Source organism: Acinetobacter sp. Q85-2 (assembly GCF_013420555.1).
Classification (GTDB): domain Bacteria; phylum Pseudomonadota; class Gammaproteobacteria; order Pseudomonadales; family Moraxellaceae; genus Acinetobacter; species Acinetobacter indicus.
The window spans coordinates 58,537-80,329 of the sequence record NZ_VOXW01000007.1 but is presented as its reverse complement, the minus strand read 5'-3'; the positions used below and the strand labels follow the sequence as shown (position 1 = coordinate 80,329).

The 21,793-nt window shown below is 46.6% G+C and carries 23 protein-coding genes; 20 read left to right on the top strand and 3 right to left on the bottom strand.

The window, feature by feature from the left end; translation table 11 throughout:
• Window position 1 precedes the first annotated feature (1 nt).
• Window positions 2–358, bottom strand: coding sequence for a hypothetical protein (locus FTT68_RS05540; protein WP_104505625.1), 357 nt, complete (start codon window positions 356–358; stop codon window positions 2–4).
• 470 nt (window positions 359–828) lie between these two features.
• On the opposite strand from FTT68_RS05540, the gene ndhC reads away from it, so the two are divergent.
• From ndhC to FTT68_RS05460, 16 genes are all read left to right on the top strand, one after another.
• Window positions 829–1,374, top strand: a complete 546-nt coding sequence (gene ndhC / locus FTT68_RS05535) for an NADH-quinone oxidoreductase subunit A (RefSeq protein ID WP_005179655.1) — start codon at window positions 829–831, stop codon at window positions 1,372–1,374.
• Between the two features lie 6 nt (window positions 1,375–1,380).
• On the top strand, window positions 1,381–2,058 hold the full coding sequence (locus FTT68_RS05530; protein ID WP_005179652.1) for an NADH-quinone oxidoreductase subunit B family protein: 678 nt from the start codon (window positions 1,381–1,383) through the stop codon (window positions 2,056–2,058).
• A gap of 87 nt (window positions 2,059–2,145) precedes the next feature.
• Complete coding sequence (gene nuoC / locus FTT68_RS05525; protein WP_005179647.1) at window positions 2,146–3,933, top strand: NADH-quinone oxidoreductase subunit C/D; 1,788 nt, start codon at window positions 2,146–2,148, stop codon at window positions 3,931–3,933.
• A gap of 14 nt (window positions 3,934–3,947) precedes the next feature.
• On the top strand, window positions 3,948–4,457 hold the full coding sequence (gene nuoE, locus FTT68_RS05520; protein WP_005179645.1) for an NADH-quinone oxidoreductase subunit NuoE: 510 nt from the start codon (window positions 3,948–3,950) through the stop codon (window positions 4,455–4,457).
• Complete coding sequence (gene nuoF / locus FTT68_RS05515) at window positions 4,454–5,785, top strand: NADH-quinone oxidoreductase subunit NuoF (RefSeq protein ID WP_005179643.1); 1,332 nt, start codon at window positions 4,454–4,456, stop codon at window positions 5,783–5,785. Before nuoE ends, nuoF begins: the two co-directional genes overlap by 4 nt.
• An 11-nt stretch (window positions 5,786–5,796) precedes the next feature.
• Complete coding sequence (gene nuoG, locus FTT68_RS05510) at window positions 5,797–8,475, top strand: NADH-quinone oxidoreductase subunit NuoG (RefSeq protein ID WP_005179641.1); 2,679 nt, start codon at window positions 5,797–5,799, stop codon at window positions 8,473–8,475.
• 3 nt (window positions 8,476–8,478) lie between these two features.
• Window positions 8,479–9,480, top strand: coding sequence for an NADH-quinone oxidoreductase subunit NuoH (nuoH, locus tag FTT68_RS05505; protein WP_005179637.1), 1,002 nt, complete (start codon window positions 8,479–8,481; stop codon window positions 9,478–9,480).
• Between the two features lie 16 nt (window positions 9,481–9,496).
• Window positions 9,497–10,039, top strand: a complete 543-nt coding sequence (gene nuoI / locus FTT68_RS05500; RefSeq protein ID WP_005179629.1) for an NADH-quinone oxidoreductase subunit NuoI — start codon at window positions 9,497–9,499, stop codon at window positions 10,037–10,039.
• Window positions 10,039–10,557, top strand: a complete 519-nt coding sequence (gene nuoJ, locus FTT68_RS05495) for an NADH-quinone oxidoreductase subunit J (RefSeq protein WP_171065113.1) — start codon at window positions 10,039–10,041, stop codon at window positions 10,555–10,557. The genes nuoI and nuoJ overlap by 1 nt, the downstream gene beginning before the upstream one ends.
• Window positions 10,557–10,865 carry an NADH-quinone oxidoreductase subunit NuoK gene (gene nuoK / locus FTT68_RS05490; RefSeq protein ID WP_005179622.1) on the top strand — a complete coding sequence of 103 codons (309 nt, stop codon included), beginning with the start codon at window positions 10,557–10,559 and terminating at the stop codon, window positions 10,863–10,865. Before nuoJ ends, nuoK begins: the two co-directional genes overlap by 1 nt.
• Complete coding sequence (gene nuoL, locus FTT68_RS05485; RefSeq protein WP_104487499.1) at window positions 10,862–12,757, top strand: NADH-quinone oxidoreductase subunit L; 1,896 nt, start codon at window positions 10,862–10,864, stop codon at window positions 12,755–12,757. Before nuoK ends, nuoL begins: the two co-directional genes overlap by 4 nt.
• A 1-nt stretch (window position 12,758) precedes the next feature.
• Window positions 12,759–14,372: an NADH-quinone oxidoreductase subunit M gene (gene nuoM / locus FTT68_RS05480; protein ID WP_104491474.1), complete on the top strand. Its 1,614-nt coding sequence runs from the start codon at window positions 12,759–12,761 to the stop codon at window positions 14,370–14,372.
• Between the two features lie 3 nt (window positions 14,373–14,375).
• Window positions 14,376–15,869 carry an NADH-quinone oxidoreductase subunit NuoN gene (nuoN, locus tag FTT68_RS05475; protein ID WP_005179615.1) on the top strand — a complete coding sequence of 498 codons (1,494 nt, stop codon included), beginning with the start codon at window positions 14,376–14,378 and terminating at the stop codon, window positions 15,867–15,869.
• A gap of 122 nt (window positions 15,870–15,991) precedes the next feature.
• On the top strand, window positions 15,992–16,627 hold the full coding sequence (gene upp / locus FTT68_RS05470; RefSeq protein WP_045796291.1) for a uracil phosphoribosyltransferase: 636 nt from the start codon (window positions 15,992–15,994) through the stop codon (window positions 16,625–16,627).
• Window positions 16,628–16,707: 80 nt separating this feature from the next.
• Window positions 16,708–17,001 carry a cold-shock protein gene (locus FTT68_RS05465; protein WP_005179613.1) on the top strand — a complete coding sequence of 98 codons (294 nt, stop codon included), beginning with the start codon at window positions 16,708–16,710 and terminating at the stop codon, window positions 16,999–17,001.
• A 112-nt stretch (window positions 17,002–17,113) separates the two neighbouring features.
• A complete protein-coding gene (locus FTT68_RS05460; RefSeq protein ID WP_016659365.1) occupies window positions 17,114–17,815 on the top strand; it encodes a cold shock domain-containing protein in 702 nt (233 codons plus the stop codon).
• A 50-nt stretch (window positions 17,816–17,865) separates the two neighbouring features.
• Here FTT68_RS05460 and gigC read toward each other — a convergent pair whose 3' ends face one another.
• Entirely contained in the window at window positions 17,866–18,747 is an 882-nt protein-coding gene (gene gigC, locus FTT68_RS05455; protein WP_005179612.1) for a LysR family transcriptional regulator GigC, read from the bottom strand.
• 85 nt (window positions 18,748–18,832) lie between these two features.
• On the opposite strand from gigC, the gene FTT68_RS05450 reads away from it, so the two are divergent.
• The 3 genes from FTT68_RS05450 to FTT68_RS05440 all read left to right on the top strand — a co-directional run bounded on the left by FTT68_RS05450 (window position 18,833) and on the right by FTT68_RS05440 (window position 20,273).
• Window positions 18,833–19,594 carry a ferredoxin--NADP reductase gene (locus FTT68_RS05450; RefSeq protein ID WP_034597870.1) on the top strand — a complete coding sequence of 254 codons (762 nt, stop codon included), beginning with the start codon at window positions 18,833–18,835 and terminating at the stop codon, window positions 19,592–19,594.
• A 70-nt stretch (window positions 19,595–19,664) separates the two neighbouring features.
• Window positions 19,665–19,883 carry a hypothetical protein gene (locus FTT68_RS05445; protein ID WP_180056398.1) on the top strand — a complete coding sequence of 73 codons (219 nt, stop codon included), beginning with the start codon at window positions 19,665–19,667 and terminating at the stop codon, window positions 19,881–19,883.
• Window positions 19,884–19,976: 93 nt separating this feature from the next.
• Window positions 19,977–20,273, top strand: coding sequence for a hypothetical protein (locus FTT68_RS05440; RefSeq protein ID WP_180056400.1), 297 nt, complete (start codon window positions 19,977–19,979; stop codon window positions 20,271–20,273).
• A gap of 147 nt (window positions 20,274–20,420) precedes the next feature.
• Here FTT68_RS05440 and FTT68_RS05435 read toward each other — a convergent pair whose 3' ends face one another.
• Window positions 20,421–20,843: a hypothetical protein gene (locus FTT68_RS05435; protein ID WP_034598216.1), complete on the bottom strand. Its 423-nt coding sequence runs from the start codon at window positions 20,841–20,843 to the stop codon at window positions 20,421–20,423.
• Between the two features lie 442 nt (window positions 20,844–21,285).
• On the opposite strand from FTT68_RS05435, the gene FTT68_RS05430 reads away from it, so the two are divergent.
• Complete coding sequence (locus tag FTT68_RS05430; RefSeq protein WP_005179600.1) at window positions 21,286–21,618, top strand: hypothetical protein; 333 nt, start codon at window positions 21,286–21,288, stop codon at window positions 21,616–21,618.
• Window positions 21,619–21,793 lie beyond the last annotated feature (175 nt).

Below are 21,793 nucleotides of genomic sequence, written 5' to 3'. Positions count from 1 at the left end.
TTTATTCCTGGATTTTGGCATCCGGAGCAATCAGGGCTTTGCCTTTCTTAAGGCCTTCCAGTGCAGCCTGATTAAAGTCAAACAGCAGCTTATTGTCTTTGGCATCAATATTGTAACGGCTAATCAGTTTCTGGTCACCGTCCAGGGTATCCACCGTGTACTCATCAGCAATATTTAAAATACCATCGAGGTTAATACTGGCTGAGGCTTTGTCCTGACGGAACAGCTCGTAAATATCACGTAAATCGAAAATGGCATTGTTCGCGTCTGGATGTTTCTCAATATAATTTTCAATATGACGCATAATTAGCTGGGCAAAAAGAAAGTACTCAGGATGATGGGTAAATTTTAAGCTCATGTATGTACTCCTTATTATTGAAATTTATAGTTCTTCTTAGGAATACCATAAGCCTTCAGATTGATGAAGCCTTAAGCGCTTTAAATTGCAAAAATATACAAATCACGCCGGCATTCAGGCGCAGAATAAGATCATCATTTTAATTCGGTGTAAATGAAGCCGAATACGGCTGGCAGGATTGGCCATTGCAAATTTAGTGATCAATAGCAGCGACTCATGCAAAATTTTGGAAAAATTAATAAATAAACACATCTTGATTTAGTAAAGCGATTATGGCCTGTAGGGGCCAACAGAATGGTGCTCTGGCATTTGTTTCGCGGAAAAATCATCCGAAAGACTAAGGCTTATAAGCTAGCAAGTGAAATCATAAATCAGGTACAATTGGCGGGATTAATTTTGTGTTTGGTGTATTTGAAGGCCAATACATACATTCTTTGTTAATAAATAGGCCTGCCAGGAGTTATCCCCGCATGAGTGCCATTACTCCATACGAATGGGCAATTATTGCCTTCGTGATCGGCGTTACATTTTTATGCGTCTTTATGCTCACTGTCCCGTTACTCCTAGGGGGTAAATCATGGGGCCGTGCCAAGCAGGAGCAGTTTGAGTCAGGTGTTGTGAGTGCAGGTGGTGCACGCATTCGCTTGTCTGCCAAGTTCTATTTAGTTGCGATTTTCTTCGTTGTGTTCGACTTAGAAGCCCTCTATCTCTACGCATGGGCAGCTTCTGTTCGTGAAGTAGGCTGGGTTGGTTTTGCAACTGCTGCTGTATTTATTTTAGTTTTACTCGTTGGTTTGATTTACGAACTGTCAACCGGTGCACTGAACTGGGCTCCATCTGACAAACGTAAAGCTGCAGGGATTAAACCTAAAATCGGTTCACCAAATATGGATCTTGCAGAAATTACCCGCTTTAACTCAATTGAAGAGCTGGTAATCGACCCTACTGGTCAAATTCCTGCTCAATCTGCTGGTCATGTGAAAAAATCACAGGCTATATCATCTGATAAGGAGTAACTCGGGATGAAATATACCTTAACCCGTGCGAATCCGGATGCTGATCAATATCCACTTCAGGAGCGCCAGATCGTTACCGATCCGCTTGAAGAAGAAGTGAATAAAAATGTGTTCATGACTCGTTTAGAAGACTTGGCACATACAGCAGTAAACTGGGGGCGTAAGAACTCAGTTTGGCCGTTTAACTTTGGTACATCTTGCTGCTACGTAGAGTATGCAACGACTTTAACCGGCGTGCATGACTTGTCACGTTTTGGTGCCGAGGTTATTCGTGCTTCACCTCGTCAGGCCGACCTCATGATTGTCGCCGGTACCTGTTTCGTGAAAATGGCCCCAGTAATCCAGCGTTTGTACGAGCAAATGCTTGAGCCAAAATGGGTCATCTCAATGGGTGCATGTGCAAACTCAGGCGGTATGTACGATATTTATTCGGTTGTACAAGGTGTGGATAAAATCATTCCTGTCGATGTGTATATCCCAGGTTGCCCACCACGTCCTGAAGCCTTAATTCAGGCATTAATGTTGTTGCAAGACCAAATTCAATTAGAGCGCCGTCCGCTGTCTGCGGTGATTGGTGATGATCTTAAGCCAGTGTATAAGCCAAAGATGATGCCAGAACGTGACCGTAAGCAAGCACAGCGTATTGCGGTGAAAAACCTGCGCTCTATGGATGAAATTAAATAATTTAAGCGACAAAATCGTGGTGCACCCGTTATGGGTGTAGTTGTCGTTTAGGTTGACTGAATTTGTATTAAATAGGAAGCCAAGCCAATGGCTGAAACTGACATTGCTATGCCAGAATCAACAGCAGTTGATTCCCGCCCAGCATTTGCAATTGTAGAAGAGCTCAAAACCAAATTTGGTGAGAACTTCTATGTGCAAACGACTTTTGAAGATTTTCCAACGGTCTGGGTTGAGCGCGCACGCGTACAAGAAGTCTTGATGTTCTTGCGTACAGTGTCACGTCCATACGTGATGCTGTTTGACCTGTCTGCGGTAGATGAGCGTTTACGTACGCACCGCGACGGATTGCCTGCATCTGACTTTACCGTGTTCTATCACCTGTTGTCGTTAGAACGTAACAGCGATATCCGTGTCAAAGTTGCGCTAAATGAGAACGATCTGAATATTCCGACTGCGACCAATATCTGGCCAAATGCCAACTGGTACGAGCGTGAAGCTTACGATATGTTCGGCATTAACTTCGAAGGGCATCCAATGCTCCGTCGTATCTTGCTGCCAACCTATTGGGAAGGTCACCCGCTGCGCAAGGAATATTCTGCACGTGCCACTGAATATACCCCGTATATGCAGAACCAGGCCAAGCAGGATTTTGAACAGGAACACTTGCGTTTTGTACCGGAAGACTGGGGTCTGACCCGTGGTAACGAAGACGAAGACTTCATGTTCCTGAACTTAGGTCCTAACCACCCATCTGCGCACGGTGCGTTCCGTGTCATCTTGCAGCTGGATGGTGAAGAAGTAAAAGACTGTGTACCCGACATCGGCTACCACCACCGTGGTGTGGAAAAAATGGCTGAGCGTCAAACCTGGCACTCATTCATTCCGTATACCGACCGTGTCGACTACCTCGGTGGTTGTGCGCAAAACATGCCGTATGTGATGGGTGTGGAGCAGCTGGCCGGTATTCAGGTGCCAGAGCGTGCACAATGTATCCGTGTGATGATGTCGGAACTGTTCCGTATCAATAACCACTTGCTTTATATCGGTACAGCAATTCAGGATGCCGGCGGTATGACCCCAGTATTCTATATGTTCGCCGACCGTCAGAAGATTTATGACGCGATTGAAGCGATCACCGGTTACCGTATGCACCCAGCCTGGTTCCGTATTGGCGGTACCGCGCATGACCTTCCAAACAACTGGCAGCACCTGATCCGCGAGATTCTGGAGTGGATGCCAAAACGTCTGAAAGAATACCATACTGCAGCGCTGAAAAACTCGGTGTTTGAAGGCCGTACCCGCAATGTAGCGCAGTACGATGCAAAATCTGCATTGGCCTGGGGTGTGACAGGTACCGGTTTACGTGCAACAGGTATCGACTTTGACGTACGTAAATACCGTCCATACAGCGGCTATGAAAACTATGACTTCGAAGTGCCGGTGGAGTACGAAGGTGATGCCTATGCGCGTGTCATCGTTCACTACCGCGAAATCGAACAGTCTTTAAAAATCATCAAGCAGTGCTTGGATAACATGCCATCTGGTCCATATAAAGCGGATCATCCTCTGGCCGTTCCACCACCAAAAGACAAGACATTACAAGATATTGAAACCCTGATTACGCACTTCTTGAGCGTGTCTTGGGGTCCTGTCATGCCGGCAGGTGAAGCATCTGTAATGGCAGAAGTGGTGAAAGGGGCGTCGAACTACTACTTGACTTCAGACAAGTCAACCATGAGTTATCGTACCCGTATCCGTACACCAACCTTCACGCACTTACAGCAAATTCCTTCGGTGATTAACGGCAGTCTGGTCTCTGACTTGATTATTTATTTAGCGACAATTGATGTCGTAATGGCTGACGTGGATCGCTAAGGGGTAAACGCATTATGATGATTTTGACTGATAAAAAGCCACGTGTGAATGTTGAAGGGATTTTAACTGCGGATGAAATCCACGAAATCGAACATCACATTGGTCACTATCCGTACCCACGTGCAGCATCTCTGGATGCGCTGAAGTGTGTACAACGCCGTAATGGCTGGATTGATGACGCACAGCTCAATGCGATTGCTCAACTGCTTTCAATCAGTGTTGCTGATTTAGAAGGGGTAGCAACGTTCTATAACCGTATTTACCGTCAACCGGTAGGTCGTCACGTTATTCTTTTGTGTGACTCTATCGCGTGCTTCTTGATGGGGGCGGAAACTTTGGCAGAAGCGTTCCAGCGCGAGCTTGGTATTCAGTTTGGTCAAACGACTGCAGATGGTCGTTTCACTTTGCTGCCAATCTGCTGTCTGGGCAACTGTGACAAAGGTCCAACGTTAATGATTGATGAAGATACTCACGGTCTGGTTGAAGTGACATCAATTAAACAGTTATTGGAGAAGTATGTATGAATACCGAACCAAAACCAATTTATGGCGACGGTAACCCAGAAACTCATCCATTAACTTGGCGTTTGAGTAAACAAGAGCATGTTCGTAATGCAGATGATTACGAAGCGCTTGATGGTTATGCCGGCTTCAAAAAAGCCATTAGCATGACACCGGCTGAAGTGCTGGATGTGGTGAAAGCTGCAACCGTTAAAGGTCGTGGTGGTGCAGGCTTCCCGGCAGGCATCAAATGGTCGCTGATGGCGCCAAATGACAATTCAGGTCCACGTTACCTGATCTGTAATGCCGACGAAATGGAACCGGGTACCTTCAAAGACCGTTTGTTGATGGAAAAACTTCCACATCAATTGATTGAAGGCATGCTGATTGCAGCTTATACACTGGAAGCGACTCACGGCTATATCTTTATCCGTGGCGAGTACATCGAAGCTGCACAATACTTAAATGAAGCAATTGAGCAGATTCGTGCCAAAGGTTACCTGGGTGACAACATCCTGGGTTCTGGCTGGAACTTCGAGCTGTATGTGCACACCGGCGCGGGTCGTTATATCTGTGGTGAAGAAACTGCACTGATTAACTCGCTGGAAGGTCGCCGTGCCAATCCGCGTACCAAACCGCCATTTCCGCAAGTTGCAGGGGCGTGGGGTCGTCCTACGATTGTCAACAACGTAGAAACCTACAACAACTTGCCAGCTATTTTGTTACGTGGTCCTGAGTGGTACATCAACCTGTCTGCGGGTAAATCTAAAGATCCAGGTACGAAAATTTACGGTGCATCAGGTAAGGTGAAATTCCCGGGTCTTTGGGAACTGCCTTTTGGTACCACTGCACGTGAAGTGATTGAAGAACATGCCGGTGGTATGCGTGACGGCCTGAAGCTGAAAGCATGGTTACCCGGTGGTGCATCAACAGACTTCCTGGCTGCTGAGCACATTGACCTGCCAATGGATGCAGAAAGCATCATGAAAGCGGGTTCACGTTTAGGTACCTGTCTGCTGATGGTGGTCGATGAAACCCAATGTATGGTTTCAGCAACCCGTAACTTAGAAGAATTCTTTGCGCGTGAATCATGTGGCTGGTGTACACCTTGCCGTGATGGTTTACCGTGGGCGGTGAAGGCACTGAAAGCACTCGAAGATGGTACGGGTACGAAAGAAGACATCGATCACTTACAGGAACTGACCCGTAAGCTTTGGATTGGTAAAACTTTCTGTGCACACGCACCAGGTGCGATGGAACCGTTAATGGGCGCACTCAAATATTTCCGTGGCGAGTTTGAAGCGAAAGTGGTGAATGCCGCAGCTCAGACCAGCAACGTAGAACAAGCTTAAGGAATTCGACTATGGCTACAATTCATGTCGATGGAAAATCGTATGAAGTCAACGGCTCAGAAAACTTGCTGCAAGCTTGTTTAAGCCTTGGCATCGACATCCCATATTTTTGTTGGCATCCATCCTTAGGTTCTGTCGGTTCTTGCCGTCAATGTGCTGTGACGCAATACGCGAATCCTGAAGATACGCGTGGTCGTCTGGTCATGTCATGTATGACGCCTGCTGCTGACAATACCTACATCTCGATTGAAGACAAAGAAGCAAAAGATTTCCGTGCTTCTGTTGTTGAATTCTTGATGACCAACCACCCACACGACTGTCCGGTCTGTGAAGAAGGTGGTCACTGTCATTTACAGGATATGACTGTAATGACGCAACACGACCGTCGTCGTTACCGTTTCACCAAGCGTACGCATTACAACCAGGAACTGGGTTCGTTTATTGCGCACGAGATGAACCGCTGTATCGCATGTTACCGTTGTGTGCGTTACTACAAAGACTATGCTGGTGGTACCGACTTTGGCGTATATGCCAACGCATCACGTGTGTACTTCGGTCGTCCAGAATCAGGGACTTTAGAATCTGAATTCTCGGGTAACCTGACTGAGGTCTGCCCAACAGGTGTATTCACCGACAAAACTCACTCTGCACGCTACAACCGTAAGTGGGACATGCAGTATGCGCCAAGCGTATGCCAAGGCTGTTCTTCAGGCTGTAACATTTCTCCGGGTGAGCGTTATGGTGAACTGCGTCGTGTAGAAAACCGTTTCAACGGTGAAGTGAACCAGTACTTCCTGTGTGACAAAGGCCGTTTCGGTACCGGTTATGTAAACCGTGAAGATCGTCCGCGTCAGCCACAATTCCGTGATGGTCAAAATGTCACGACTGTGTCTGTCGATCAGGCATTAGACACCGTGATTGAGAATCTTCAAGGCAAAAAAGTGCTGGGTATTGGTTCGCCACGTGCATCACTTGAATCGAACTTTGCACTGCGCGAACTGGTTGGTCAGGACAACTACTCAACCGGTATGTCGCAAAAAGAGCAAAGTCTGGTGGAACTGGCGGCATCAATCATGCAAACCGAAGGTGTTTACAACCCGGGTATGCGTGAAATTGAAAGCTATGACGCCGTGTTAATTCTGGGTGAAGACCTGACACAAACTGCACCACGTATGGCTTTATCTGTTCGTCAAGCGGCGAAAAACAAAGCCAAAGAAATGGCGGCAGAGCGTCGTACTCAAGAATGGCTGGCTGAACCAGTACAACGTATTGCGCAAGATGCGAAATCTCCGATTTACATTCTGGCTGCAACACAAACCCGTCTAGCAGATGTAGCAACTGGTGAAGTGGTTGCATCTCCAAATGACATCGCGCGTTTAGGCTTTGCTATTGCAGCTGGCGTAAAAGGCGAAGTGATTACCGGTTTAGATGACGATGCCAAAGCATTTGCGCAAACCATCGCAGATACCTTAAAAGCGGCGAAGAAGCCTTTAATCATCTCTGGTACAAGCTTACAAGACGCTGCCATCATGGAAGCTGCGGCTCAAGTGGCTCAAAACCTTGGTAATGCAGGCTTAACATTGACTGTTCCTGAAGTGAACTCAATGGGCTTGGCGATCTTTGGTGGTCAGAGCTTGGAGCAAGCCTTTGCACAAGACTATGACACTGTGATTGTGGTGGAAAATGACCTTTACCGTCGTTTACCAGCGGCTCAGGTCGATGCTGCACTTGCAGGTAAAGACATTATTGTGCTGGACCACTCTGAAACTGCGACTGTGGCGAAAGCAGACATCGTACTTTCAGCAGCAAGCTTCGCTGAAGGTGATGGTACTGTGGTATCGCAAGAAGGCCGTGCACAGCGTTTCTACCAAGTGTATGACCCAAGCTACTACAAGCCGGAACTGGCGATTAAAGAATCTTGGCGCTGGTTACATGCCCTTGAAACTGGCATGAAAGGCAAAGCGATTTCATGGACCTTGCTGGATGATGTGATCGAGTCTGTAGCGAAAAACGTACCTGCATTAGAAGGTATTTTAGACGTTGCACCAGATGCGGGCTTCCGTGTCCATGGTCTGAAAGTGGCACGTGAACCACGTCGTTACTCAGGCCGTACTGCCATTCGTGCACCGCTTTCGATTCACGAACCAAAACAGCCGACCGATGTCGATTCTGCATTAACTTTCTCGATGGAAGGTTATGTCGGTAATCAGACGCCATCTGCACTGGTGCCATTTGCGTGGTCTGCAGGCTGGAACTCGCCACAGGCCTGGAACAAATTCCAGGACAACGTGGGCGGTCACTTAAAAGGTGGTGATTCAGGCGTACGTTTATTCGACCGTTTACCAAAACGTCCAGCACGTAGCTTCGTAGCACCAAGCCCTGTATTGGCCAATCCGGACAGCTTCCGTTTGGTGCCAATGCATCATATTTTTGCGTCAGGTGAATTCACCATTAAAACACCAGCGATGGAATCACGCATTCCTGAAGCCATGTTTGCCGTGGGTGAACAGGATGCAAGCCGTTTGAACCTGAAAGATGGTCAGAAGATCACTGTGAAAGCAGGCGAGACTTCAATTGTTCTTCCAGTTCAAGTGATTGAATATTTACCTACAGGTTATATTGGTTACCCAATTGGTCTAGCACCGACGGTATCTCTTGCTGAGCCTGTGTCAGTCGCGGTAGGAGTATAATTCATGGAACAAGAATTAATGCGTCAAACACCGCTTTGGGCTGAGAACTGGCCAATTGCCTATTCAGTCATTCAAGCGATTGTGATCTTGCTGGTTGTGGTACTGGTTGCAGCATTAATGTCATTTATCGAGCGTCGTCTGCTCGGTTTATGGCAAGACCGTTATGGTCCGAACCGTGTAGGTCCGGGCGGTATGTTCCAGATTGTCGCCGACATGCTGAAAATCATGTTCAAAGAAGACTGGACACCAAAATTCGCTGACAAGCTGACTTTCCGTATGGCACCTGCAGTTGCAATGGCAACTGCGGTACTGTCGTTCATGGTTATTCCTGTATCACCGTATTTAGGTGTGGCAGACATGAGCATCGGCCTGCTGTTCTTTATGGCAATGGCGGGTATTGCAGTCTATGCGGTTCTGTTTGGTGGCTGGTCATCAAATAACAAATATGCATTGCTGGGTGGTCTACGTTCTGCAGCGCAAACCATTTCTTATGAAGTGTTCCTGGGTATTTCCCTGATGGGTGTGGTGGCAATTGCCGGCTCATTCAACATGCGTGAAATTGTAGAAGCACAACAAGATGTCTGGTTTGTAATTCCTCAGTTCTTGGGCTTCTTGATTTTCGTGGTTGCAGGTGTTGCGGTAACGCACCGTCACCCGTTTGACCAACCAGAAGCAGAACAGGAATTGGCAGAAGGTTATCACGTTGAATACGGCGGTATGAAATGGGGGATGTTCTTCGTTGCGGAATACGTCAACGTGGTGCTGATCTCTGCGCTGATCGTGACGTTATTCTTCGGTGGCTGGTTAGCGCCATTCGGACTTGATTTCTTACCTCCAGCATTCTGGTTCATTATCAAAACAGCATTCTTTGTAATGATGTTCGTTCTGGCACGTGGTTCTTTAATGCGTCCACGTTATGACCAGGTAATGAACTTTGGCTGGAAAATTTGCTTGCCATTAGCGTTGGTGAACCTGCTGGTTACTGGCGCGGTTATCTTGTGGTAAGGGCAGGGAGAACAAAATGTATAAGTTTCTAGCTGGATTTGGGTCAATCGTGCGCTCGTTGTGGATGGTGTTCAGCCACGCAACCCGCAAACGTGACACCATTTTATATCCGGAAGTGCCAGCCGAAGAAATCGTACCACCGCGTTTCCGTGGTCGTATCGTGCTTACACGTGACCCAGATGGCGAAGAGCGCTGCGTTGCCTGTAACCTGTGTGCCGTTGCATGTCCAGTGGGTTGTATTTCACTGCAAAAAGCAGAGCAGGAAGATGGTCGTTGGTATCCGGAATTTTTCCGTATCAACTTCTCTCGCTGTATCTTCTGCGGTATGTGTGAAGAAGCCTGCCCGACAACTGCAATTCAGCTGACACCAGACTTTGAATTGGGTGAATATGTTCGTCAGGACCTGGTCTATGAAAAAGAACACTTGCTGATTTCAGGTCCGGGTAAATATCCTGACTATAACTTCTACCGTGTAACCGGTATGGCAGTTACAGGTAAAGACAAAGGTCAAGCACAAAAAGAAAGTGCACCTGTTGATGTACGGAGTCTATTACCATGATGTGGCCGTTTTATTTGATGGCACTCGTGGCCATTATCTCTACTGTTCGTGTTGTCACCAACACGAACCCAGTACATGCGTTACTGAGCTTGATCGTGTCATTACTTGCAGTTGCAGGGATGTTCATGATTGTGGGTGCACCGTTTGCCGGTGCCCTGGAAATTATTGTGTATGCCGGCGCGATCATGGTGTTATTCGTGTTCGTGGTGATGATGTTGAACTTGGGTCAGCAAACTGTTGAACAAGAGAGCAAATGGCTCAACTCATCTGCATGGGCATATCCAGCATTAATGAGCTTCCTGATGGGTCTGGTTCTGGTATGGATGCTTGCATCGGATTACTCCAGCACGCCAGCTGTCATGGGAACCGAAATTGTTGGTCCTAAAGAAGTCGGTCAAGCACTCTTTACTCACTATTTATTATTGGTTGAAGTTGCCGCGATGTTATTGCTAGCAGCCCTGGTTGCAGCATTCCACTTAGGTAAACGTGAACCAGGTGCAGAAGAGGAAAAACAATAATGGGCAACATCCCTTTAGAACATGGTTTGATCGTTGCAACCATTCTTTTTGCACTGGGTTTTTACGGTGTAATGGTGCGACGCAACCTGTTATTCATTTTAATGAGCCTTGAAATCATGATGAACGCAGCAGCACTTGCGTTCGTTCTGGCGGGTAGTGCCTGGGTACAACCAGATGGCCAGATCATGTTCATCTTGATTCTGACGCTGGCTGCGGCAGAGGCGTGTATCGGTCTTGCGATCGTCCTTCAGTTCTATCATCGCTTCCATCACCTGGATGTGGATGCTGCTAGTGAGATGCGCGGATGAGTTATTTATATTTAACAATTTTGTTCCCGCTAATCGGTTTTATTTTATTAGCGGCAGGGCGTCACAATCTTCCTGAGAAAGTTGCGGCGATTATCGGGGTAGGGGCAGTTGGTCTATCGGCATTATTTGCCCTGATTGCTGGCCTTGACTTTGTCAATAACGGTAAAGAACTTTACGTTCAGCATTTGTGGACGTGGTTTAGCGTGGGTGATTTTGCCCCAGGCATCAGTTTGCAGCTTGACGGCTTATCGTTGCTGATGATGGGCATGATTACCGGTGTTGGTTTCCTGATTCATATCTTCGCATCTTGGTATATGCGTGGTGAGGAAGACTTCGCACGTTTCTTCTCTTACTTCAACCTGTTCGTGGCCAGCATGTTACTGCTGGTACTGGGCGATAACCTGGCGTTATTGTTCCTGGGTTGGGAAGGTGTAGGTCTGTGTTCTTACCTGTTAATCGGTTATTACTACCAGAACCCGGCCAACGGTTTTGCTGCCATTAAAGCATTTACCGTAACGCGTGTGGGTGACGTATTCCTGCTGATTGCACTGTTCTTGCTGTACCAACAGTTCGGTACCCTGAATACACAGTATATCGTTGAGAATGCTGCTGCGGTTATGACCCAAAGCTCATCAATTACCATCTGGACTGCCTTAATGTTGTTCTTGGGTGCTGCTGGTAAATCTGCGCAAATCCCGTTACAAACCTGGTTGGCAGATGCGATGGCAGGTCCGACGCCAGTATCTGCGTTAATCCACGCGGCAACCATGGTGACTGCGGGTGTTTATCTATGCTGCCGTATGTTCAGCGTATTTGAACTTGCACCAGAAGTGATGATCTTCATTTCTATTACCGGTGCGGTAACCTTGCTGGTGGCTGGTTTTGCAGCGCTGGTTCAAACCGATATCAAACGTATTCTGGCTTACTCAACCATGAGTCAGCTCGGTTATATGTTTATGGCCGTGGGTGCTGAAGCGTACCAGGCAGGTTTGTTCCACATGCTGACTCACGCATTCTTCAAGGCATTATTATTCTTGTCTTCAGGTGCAGTGATTCTGGCTTACCATCACGAACAAAACATCTTCAAGATGGGCGGTCTGTTCTACAAGAACAAATTCCTGTTTGCATGTTTCGCGATTGGTGGCGGTGCCTTGGCAGCCATTCCATTCCTGACCATCGGCTTCTTCTCTAAAGATGCGATTCTGGCCGCGGTGTGGACACAAAGCCATTTAGCTGGCGTACCAGTCTTCAATACACTGTATTGGGTGGGTGTTGCAGGTGCGTTCTTAACGTCTATTTATACTTTCCGTTTAATCTGGGTAGTATTCTTCGGCAAAGAAAACACGCCTTATCATGAAATCAAAGGCATTACTTACTGGGCTCCACTGGCAATTCTGGCAGTGCTTTCAACGGGTCTGGCGATTGTGCTGAAAGCACCAGTCATGAGCATTCTGGATGCTGCACGAATTCCAGCCTTCATTATTCCTGAAGCGCTTGAAGCCGGTGCACATGGTGCTGAATACATCGCGATTGGGGTTGCTTTGGCAGGTCTTGCTGTTGGCGTGGTGCTGTTTGCGTTTGCTTACAATGCCGTGAAAGGCTTTGCTCAGACTTCTCTGGGTTCAGGTCTGGCCAATATCTGCCGTAATGCACTTGGTTTCGATGCGTTGTATGACATCGTATTCGTGAAGCCTTACCTGCTTATCGCTAAAATTTTAGGTCGCGATCCGATTGATGGCTTGTGGCTGGTGCTTCCTGCAATTGTTAAAGCAGGCAACAGCTTTACCAGTTCACGTCAAACCGGTTCATTGCGCGAATACGCCTCTAGTATGGCCCTCGGTGTTGTTGTTTTACTGCTGGTCGTGGTCGTGACTCAGGTCGTGGGGAAATAAGATGGAAGCTCCAAACAATATCATTTTACCCGCACTGATCCTCGTTCCGTTCATTGCAGGTTTTATTTGTTGGATCGTCGACAAGCTCGACGACAAACTGCCGCGCTATATTGCGCTGGTGGGTATGCTGGTAACGCTGGGTCTGACCCTGGCGTTATGGCAATCAGGTACGTATCAATATGAATTGGGTGCACAGGTTCCAAGCTGGGCTGCCCAATTCCAGTTGCCTTGGATTCAAACCCTGGGCATTAACATTCACCTGGCGGTAGATGGCTTATCATTACTCATGGTTGGCCTGACAGCGCTGCTGGGTATTTTGGCCGTCGGCTGTTCTTGGGGTGAAATCCAGAAGAACGTGGGCTTCTTCCACCTGAACCTATTATGGTCTTTAGGTGGCGTAATTGGTGTATTCCTGGCGATTGACCTGTTCCTGTTCTTCTTCTTCTGGGAGATGATGCTGGTTCCAATCTACTTCCTGATTGCGCTTTGGGGGCATAAAGGGGCAGATGGTAAATCGCGTGTTTACGCAGCAACCAAGTTCTTCATCTATACACAGGTTGCAGGTCTGATCATGCTGATCGGCATCCTGGGTCTGGTGATTTACGGTTACATGCTGTCAGGTACCATCTCGTTCAACTACCACTATCTGTTAGCGGTGGCGAATACGCTTGATGCACAGTTACCAGCAGTGGCTTATGCCTTCATGATCTGTATGTTCATCGGCTTTGCGGTAAAACTTCCAGTTTTCCCGTTACACGGCTGGTTACCAGATGCCCACGCACAGGCACCAACAGCAGGTTCTGTTGACCTTGCAGGTATCTTGATTAAGACTGCAGCGTACGGTTTACTCCGTTTTGTGATTCCATTCTTCCCGGCGGCTTCTGCACAGTTTGCAGACATCGCGATTATTTTCGGTTTAATTGGTATTTTCTACGGCGCTTGGTGTGCCTTCCAGCAAACCGATATGAAACGCCTGTTGGCTTATACCTCTATTTCGCACATGGGCTTTGTGTTACTGGCGATTTACGCAGGTAATATCCTGACTTACCAAGGCTTAATGATCATGATGCTGGCACATGGCTTGTCATCTGCTGCATTGTTCATTATGTGTGGTCAGGTTTATGAACGTGTGCATACCCGTGACATGCGTCTGATGGGTGGTATTCGTGGTCAATTCCCGTATCTGGCCTTCTTCCTGATGTTCTTCGTGGCAGCATTGGTCGGTATCCCGGGTCTGGGTAACTTTATTGGTGAATTCCTGATTCTGATGGGTTCATTCAACCAGTTCCCTGTATTTACAATCATTGCTGCAGTGAGTCTGGTGTTTGCAGGTCTTTATGGTCTGATCCTGATTCACAAAGCATTATTTGGTACACCAAACGAAGAGCAAAAACAGCATTACAGCAATCCGTTAAAAGATCTGGATGCGCGTGAAATTGTGATTCTGTTAATTTGTGCCGTTGGTCTGTTATGGCTTGGTCTGTATCCACAAAGCTTCCTTGATATTTCCAATTCAAGCATGGCGTGGTTAGCAAACAGCTACATTCCAGTTCAAGAGCTAGTTGAAGTGACCGAACAGGTAAGCACTCAACTCGAAAATGTGGAGATCCAATAAGTCATGAACTTCACAATGTCATTTTCCGAGCTTATGCCATTAGCTCCTGTGATGATCGTGGCTTTAACTGCGATCGTCGTGATGATTCTCACCGCAATCAAGCGTAACCATAACCTGATTGCGACAGCATCTGTAGTGGGCTTAAACCTTGCTGCAGCGTATATTCTGCTCTCATTATTCGGTGGTGCTTTTGCACCAGCGAATGTCATGGGCATGTTTATGATTGATCAGTTCACACTGGTTTATCAGTTACTGATCCTGGTTGCTGCACTGGCTTGCTGTACCTTGTCACATGCTTATATTGAAAGCTATAAAGACAATCGTGAAGAGCTGTACATCCTGATGTTGTCCTCAGTTGCAGGCGCAATGCTCATGGTGGCAAGCTCGCACTATGCTTCATTCTTCATCAGCCTGGAATTGATGTCAATTCCGGTATATGGCTTGTTGGCCTATACACATCAGCGTTCGAAGTCTTTAGAAGCAGGGGTGAAATACCTGGTACTTTCAGCAACCGCATCTGCGATGTTGCTGATGGGTATGGCGTATATTTATGCCTACACCGGTTCACTGTCATTCTATGACTCTGTACAGGCGCTTATGCAGAACCTGCACCAGCCACTGGTCATTTTAGGTATTGCCTTAATTATCTTTGCGGTTGCATTCAAACTATCTTTGGCACCATTCCACAAATGGACACCAGACGTGTATGCGGGTGCACCAGCACCAATCGCGACCTTCCTGGCAACGGCTGCCAAAGTGGCGACCATTGGTCTGTTCGTACGTTACTTGCTGACTTCAGGTGCCATCCTGCAAGAATCAGTTATTACACTGCTGACCATTATTGCCGTACTGTCGATTGTGGTCGGTAACTTCCTGGCGGTACGCCAAGTGAACTTGAAGCGTGTCCTGGCATACTCTTCAATCGCACACTTCGGTTATCTGCTGATTGGTCTGATCAGTCTGACTTATGCCAGCTTGGGTAATGTGACTGTTTATGTGATTACCTATGTATTAACCACGATTGGTGCTTTCGGTGCCGTAGCGTTAATGTCGAGTCCATATAACAACACTTCAGAAGCAGAAAGTCTGGCTGAATACCGTGGTCTGTTCTGGCGTCGTCCAGTGCTGACTGCTGTATTAACCGTGATGATGCTGTCTCTGGCCGGTATTCCACTGACTGCAGGCTTTATTGGTAAGTTCCTGATTGTCATGGCTGCGGTAACAACCCAGCACTGGTTCCTGGCAGCGATGATTATTGTCGGTTCGGGTATTGGTCTGTATTACTATTTACGTGTGATGGTGGTGATGTATATGACTCCGCCAGAAACACCAAAAATGGATGCAGTCGATCACTGGGGTCAACGTGTTGGCGGGATCATGGTTCTGCTGGCTGCACTGGCGGTATTGGTGATTGGTGTTTATCCGGATCCAATTATCCAGATGGCGCTTGAAGCCGAGATTTTATCTCCAATTCACTTCATGCTGTCTCAGCAATAATCTTGAAAAAGAGAATTGTCTAGCAAAAAGCCCTCAATATTTGAGGGCTTTTTTGTTTTTATCAGGGTTAAAAAATGATTATAATAGACGGAATTTTATCTTAACCTTTTAGGTGTTCTCCCGTGGCTATCCATGAAATTCGTCATCCGCTCATTCGTCATAAACTTGGTTTACTGCGTCGTGCAGATATCAGCACTAAAAACTTCCGCGAGCTGGCGCAAGAAGTGACCATGCTGTTGACCTATGAGGCGACCAAAGATTTGCCAATGGTCGAGCATGAAATTGACGGCTGGAATGGTGCGGTCACGGTAGACCGTATTGCCGGTAAAAAAATTACTGTGGTGCCAATTTTACGTGCTGGTATTGGCATGCTGGATGGTTTCCTGAACCTGATTCCAAGCGCCAAAGTGTCTGTACTGGGCTTAGAGCGTGATGAAGAAACGCTGGAAGCACGTACCTACTATAAAAAACTGGTGCCGGATGTACAAAACCGTATTGCTATGATCATTGATCCAATGCTGGCCACCGGTTCATCTTTAGTGGCGGCGATTGATGTGTTAAAAGCCAGCGGCTGTAAAGATATTCGCGTGATGGTGCTGGTGGCTGCGCCAGAAGGCATTCAGCGTGTAGAAGCAGCGCATCCGGATGTGGTAATTTTCACTGCCTCTGTGGATCAGGGCCTGAATGAAAATGGCTATATCGTACCGGGCCTGGGTGATGCCGGTGACAAAATTTTCGGTTCCGTGCAAAAAGACTGATTTTGCTAGTGAACAGAGAAGGGGCTTTTATAGCCTCTTTTTTATATACTAAGCTTGAAGCGCAAAAGGGGGACAGGTCGATGAGCAACGAACAATATCAGGGTAAAGTTAAGCAATACAACGCAGACAAGGGTTACGGCTTTATTGCCTGTCCGGAAGGCGAAGTGTTTTTTCATATTTCCGATTTCCCGGCCGATGGGATAGAACCGAAGCGAAATGACCGGGTGAAATTTAATGTGGTCAAAAACGGCAACAAGTTTAAAGCAGTGAAAATTGAGCGGGTTGAAGACCAGTCGGCCAAAGCCAAAAAATCCAAAGTGGCCGCCCATAACCAGTCGATTACTTCTTCCCTGCTGTCCAATTTCCGACGTTAGTACTGAGGTAGAATTTATATATTCTGCTTAAGTCGAGTATAAGAATAGAAAAGAGGCTTTTTAGCTTCTTTTTTATTACAATTATTAAAAATATCAAAGATAAGAGCGCATTATGTTTCAAGAGGGGAAAATCAAAAGCTATCATGAAGATCGTGGTTTTGGTTTTATTCAGATAGAGAAAGAGTCAAAAGATTTATTTTTCCACATCAAAGATTTTCCCAATAAGAATGTTCCACCTAAAATCGGTGAAAATCTAAAATTTATAATTGTTGAAGATGCAGGAAAATTTAAAGCCGCGAATATTGTGCGCTTAGACCTAAAAGTATCAGAGCCTGCTGAACAGAACAATCTACGATACAGAAATATCGAGGGTAAAGTTTCGTCAAGAGATAAAAAGAAGTCTTCATGGCTTAACTCAAAGATCATTACTGTATTAGGCTTAATCATTATTTTAGGATTAAGTATTTTGGTATATAAGAAATATCAAGAATATCAAGCTCAGAAACAGCAAAAACTTGAAGAACTGATGATTGCTCAGCAACAGATCGTAGCTGAGCAAAGAGCGGTACATGGCGAATTACCGGAACTTGGACTTAGTGAAAAAGGGAAAAAGAATTTAGAAAATGTCCAAGAGAATGTAGAGCAAGCGCTGCCGGTAAGTAGCAGCTCATCTGAACAATTTAAATGTGATGGCCGCGAGCATTGTAGTCAGATGAAGTCTTATGAGGAGGCTTTATTCTTTATTCGTAATTGCCCAAATACCAAAATGGATGGTGATGGCGACGGGATTCCATGTGAAAGCCAATTTCGATAAGGTATGAAAAAAGCGCCTGCAGGCGCTTTTTTTATGGATTAAATACAGTCTTATTTGCTGTCACAGAACTTCATAAAGGCTTTCAGACCTGGACCCTGGTATTTCTGACGATGCACCAGCATAAATAAAGGCCGCGCCAGTTGCCAGAATGGAGTGTCTAAAATCACCAGCTGGCCTTTTTCACGTAAAGGCTCAATCGCCAGTTTTGAAATACAGGACATGCCTAAGCCGCCGGCCACAATTTTCAGAATGGCTTCATTATGACCCAGGGTTAAACGGATTTTGGCATCTGGCACATCTTTTAAAATGGCGTTATCAAACACTTCACGCGTGCCTGAACCTTCTTCTCGTAAAATCCATTCCACCTGTTTAAAGTCTTCTGCGGTTAAGGCACGGTCTAGCTGCGCCAGCGGATGATTCGGTGAACAGCAGACCGCCAGTTCATCATCACGCCAGTGGATACATTGCAGCTGCGGTAAATGACAGGAACCTTCAATCAGGGCTAAATCGAGCTGGAACTGGTTGACTGCTTCAATCATTTGACGGGTATTACCGACTTGCAGCTGTAAATGCGCCTGTGGCTGAATTTGCAGGAAGTTGGCCATTAAATCCGGCATCAGATAATCGGAAATGGTCAGGGTCGCGCCCAGGCGCAAATCAATGCTTTGCAGCTCGCCTTTGGCGGCCTGTTCAAAGGCTTCACAGCGGCCTAGAATTTCAAGCGCCTGCGGGAGTAAAAAACGGCCCAGATCATTCAATTGCAGGCGTTTACCTAAACGGTCAAACAATGGTGCGCCTAAACCATCTTCCAGATCTGCTAAAGCCATACTCGCCGCACTTTGCGTCAGTTTGACGGCATCACTGGCCTTGGTTACTGTGCCTTCTTGAGCGACTGCTACAAAAACAGCCAATTGGCGTAAAGTCATGCGCATGAATATAGCCTTAACATTTAAAAAATATTAATAAATTATGCTGCCATGCTACCATGAGCGCAGTCTTTCATGCCACGTACAAATTATGTCAATTGAAAAATTTAGCCTAGAAACGGTGTTATCTGTACATCGCTGGACCGATACTTTGTTCAGCTTTACCATGACGCGTCCAGCCCACTTTAAATTTACTGCCGGGCAATTTGCGCGTATTGGCCTTAAAGTCGGCGATGAACTGGTGGTGCGGGCCTATTCAGTGGTGTCCTCACCTTTTGATGAAACCCTGGAATTCTTTTCAATTGTCGTACCCGATGGGGCCTTTACCTCCAATCTGCAACATCTACAGGTTGGCGATGAGCTGTATCTGGAAAAAGTCCCCTATGGCTTTTTAACCTTGGCGCGTTATCAGTTGCCTTTGCCACAAGACTTATGGCTCTTGGGTACCGGCACCGGACTGGCACCATTCCTGTCGATGCTGCAAGACTTCGACACCTGGAATAAATACCAGCATATCCATCTGGTCTATAGTGTCCGTACTGCCGCTGAACTGGCCTATGTCGAGCGGATTGAAGAAATTGCAGCGACTTTTGGCGAAGGGCATACAGGTTTTAAATTTGTGCCGATTATTACCCGTGATCCGAACGCACCTTTGCATGACCGTCTGCCAGTGTTAATCGCCAATGGCGAGCTGGAAAAAGCTGTGGGCCTGTCTTTTAATCCGGACAGCAGTCATGTGATGCTATGTGGTAACCCGCAAATGGTGGAAGATACCAAAGAAGCCCTAAAAGCGCGTGGCCTGAGCATGAATCGCCGTGGAGAAGGCAATATCGCGGTAGAGAATTACTGGTAAGCTTGAGTGCTACAGGCTTACTTCAATGGTCTGCTGTTCTCAGCCTGGTTTATTGTTCTGTGAGGATGTGATGCAAGTGTTTCAATCCATGCTTATGGCCAGCGTCGCGCTGGTGGCGGCAACTACGCTGCAGGCAAATATCACAGGCACGGAAACAGAAGTGACGGTACAAGAAAATGTGCTGATCTATACTGGCCCGCTCAGCCAAGATGCCAATACCCGTGCAGCTGCCTTGTTAAAGCAGTTCCCGCAAGTACAGACCCTGAAAATCACCAGTCAAGGGGGTTAAATTGGCTTGGGGATGGATTTGGGTGATCTGGTCTATGCCCGTCAACTGAATGTAGAAGTCGGGTAATACTGTTTTTCTTCTTGCGCCAATTATGTGTTTCCGGCCGGAAAGGTCAAATATCTGAACTGGCGCAGTCAGCTGGGCTGGTATGGCGGCGCCATGCAACCAATGCGGTTTGATGATGCAGACATGGAGCAGGCCTATCAGCAGTATATTGGCCCGATGCGCGCCAGAGAAACTGCGTTTTTCCAGAAAATTCAGGTCCAGCAGGCATCGACCATAGCAGGGCAAGCGTCTGATATGCGCGCTATCAAGATTGTATTGGCTGGCGCTATACACGCCAGAAAATGCAAAGTTTTGGAATTGATCAGGTGCGCTATAAACAGCTGATCTGGCTACCCAAATCCAGTTTTAAGCAGCAGTGTATTTTTACCATTCGCTAGCGGATTAAATGAAACGTATATTCTATTAAAAAACCTCATCTGTATGATTCAGATGAGGTTTTTTTGATGAAGTGTCAGCACCACTTGAATATGCTTAATGCACAAACATATCCATAAAATGACGGATTTCCTGAATCGCTGTTTCTGTATCAGTAGTCAGCCAGGTCGGTTCAAAAAAGCCGGCATAGTGTTCGACACGGTCTGCAGGGACCACCAGACGCACTGGACATTCTTCTTCCAGTAAGCGCCATGGAATAATCGGCACTTCATTATCGAGCCAGGCCGCGACATTACGCACATCAATCACCATGGCATTAATGCAGTCTGGAAACGGCATCACTGAAAACTCTTCAGTACGACGGCGGAAATATTCCAGATCGCCCCATTTCAGAAGAAAGCTCGGTTTACTGAACTCAATAATCCCGATTAAATGCTGATCACGCGTGTAGTGCAAAGCACATTGATGTGTGACGTCAGTGTCAAGATCAAGCGTTACACTTTGTTGACGATACGCCATAAAATTCTGGAGCATGAAAAAAAGAGTGACATATTATAGCGCATTTGTATGCGTTAAGGCAGCGCTTGTGGTGGGCGAGCTGAAGCAAATTGTTACCTAGCATTTTGCTGTATCAAGCAAGGAGGGGCTGATCAGCACTGGAGAATGCTCAGGCTGCTGAATTTTTTCTCTCATCTAGGCGATTCTATATTCCTTTTCATGTGCTTATTCTTCTAATTTTGCATCAGTTATCCATCTGCTTGTTGTGATTAAAAAGCATACAAGATCTATCAGCTGCTGAACCCGGCTTGCGTCAAAATTTTGAATAAAATGAAAGCAGTAATAAACTTCAATTTTTGTAATTACATTTTTCACCATCTCACAATGCTTTGTCACACAACACAACAATGCTTCTTGTTAGTATAGAAATTCGACAAGCGAATAGAAAAGAAGTGAGGGAAACATGAGCCATGATTTTAACAAGCCACCTCATGTCACAAGCGCAGAAGAAGTACAAAAGAAAAAACGTATGCCAGTTTTTATCTTGATTGCTGTGGGTGTTTTTCTGCTGGCACTGGTGGTGTATATGTTTGCGGATCGTGATCCTAAACCGAGTGAGGCACCACCTGGGCATCCGAATGCCAATGTAGAACAGGCTACACCCAATAACAGTACGCCCGCAATGGCTGAAGAAGGTGTGGCGACCACAGGTGTGGATGGCGACATTGGTACCGCTGTAGATGGTGATTCAGCCACTGCCACTGATGGCGATACCGCTACGGCCACCGCTCAATAAGTCTGAAGATTGCATAAACCCTGACCGTCAGCTCAGGGTTTTTTGCGATAGCCGTGCATTCTTACACGCTTGGTACTTCATAAAAACACGGTACTTAAAAATACAAAGTACTTAAACCTTTCATTTTTACCATGATCAAGATGCGCATCTTTTGCCATGAACAACGAATGTAGAA

Coding starts and splice junctions, on each gene's coding strand:
- FTT68_RS05540 (WP_104505625.1), bottom strand. CDS start 358: ATGAGCTTAAAATTTACCCATCATCCTGAGTACTTTCTTTTTGCCCAG.
- ndhC (WP_005179655.1), top strand. CDS start 829: ATGAGTGCCATTACTCCATACGAATGGGCAATTATTGCCTTCGTGATC.
- FTT68_RS05530 (WP_005179652.1), top strand. CDS start 1,381: ATGAAATATACCTTAACCCGTGCGAATCCGGATGCTGATCAATATCCA.
- nuoC (WP_005179647.1), top strand. CDS start 2,146: ATGGCTGAAACTGACATTGCTATGCCAGAATCAACAGCAGTTGATTCC.
- nuoE (WP_005179645.1), top strand. CDS start 3,948: ATGATGATTTTGACTGATAAAAAGCCACGTGTGAATGTTGAAGGGATT.
- nuoF (WP_005179643.1), top strand. CDS start 4,454: ATGAATACCGAACCAAAACCAATTTATGGCGACGGTAACCCAGAAACT.
- nuoG (WP_005179641.1), top strand. CDS start 5,797: ATGGCTACAATTCATGTCGATGGAAAATCGTATGAAGTCAACGGCTCA.
- nuoH (WP_005179637.1), top strand. CDS start 8,479: ATGGAACAAGAATTAATGCGTCAAACACCGCTTTGGGCTGAGAACTGG.
- nuoI (WP_005179629.1), top strand. CDS start 9,497: ATGTATAAGTTTCTAGCTGGATTTGGGTCAATCGTGCGCTCGTTGTGG.
- nuoJ (WP_171065113.1), top strand. CDS start 10,039: ATGTGGCCGTTTTATTTGATGGCACTCGTGGCCATTATCTCTACTGTT.
- nuoK (WP_005179622.1), top strand. CDS start 10,557: ATGGGCAACATCCCTTTAGAACATGGTTTGATCGTTGCAACCATTCTT.
- nuoL (WP_104487499.1), top strand. CDS start 10,862: ATGAGTTATTTATATTTAACAATTTTGTTCCCGCTAATCGGTTTTATT.
- nuoM (WP_104491474.1), top strand. CDS start 12,759: ATGGAAGCTCCAAACAATATCATTTTACCCGCACTGATCCTCGTTCCG.
- nuoN (WP_005179615.1), top strand. CDS start 14,376: ATGAACTTCACAATGTCATTTTCCGAGCTTATGCCATTAGCTCCTGTG.
- FTT68_RS05465 (WP_005179613.1), top strand. CDS start 16,708: ATGAGCAACGAACAATATCAGGGTAAAGTTAAGCAATACAACGCAGAC.
- FTT68_RS05460 (WP_016659365.1), top strand. CDS start 17,114: ATGTTTCAAGAGGGGAAAATCAAAAGCTATCATGAAGATCGTGGTTTT.
- gigC (WP_005179612.1), bottom strand. CDS start 18,747: ATGCGCATGACTTTACGCCAATTGGCTGTTTTTGTAGCAGTCGCTCAA.
- FTT68_RS05450 (WP_034597870.1), top strand. CDS start 18,833: ATGTCAATTGAAAAATTTAGCCTAGAAACGGTGTTATCTGTACATCGC.
- FTT68_RS05445 (WP_180056398.1), top strand. CDS start 19,665: ATGCAAGTGTTTCAATCCATGCTTATGGCCAGCGTCGCGCTGGTGGCG.
- FTT68_RS05435 (WP_034598216.1), bottom strand. CDS start 20,843: ATGGCGTATCGTCAACAAAGTGTAACGCTTGATCTTGACACTGACGTC.
- FTT68_RS05430 (WP_005179600.1), top strand. CDS start 21,286: ATGAGCCATGATTTTAACAAGCCACCTCATGTCACAAGCGCAGAAGAA.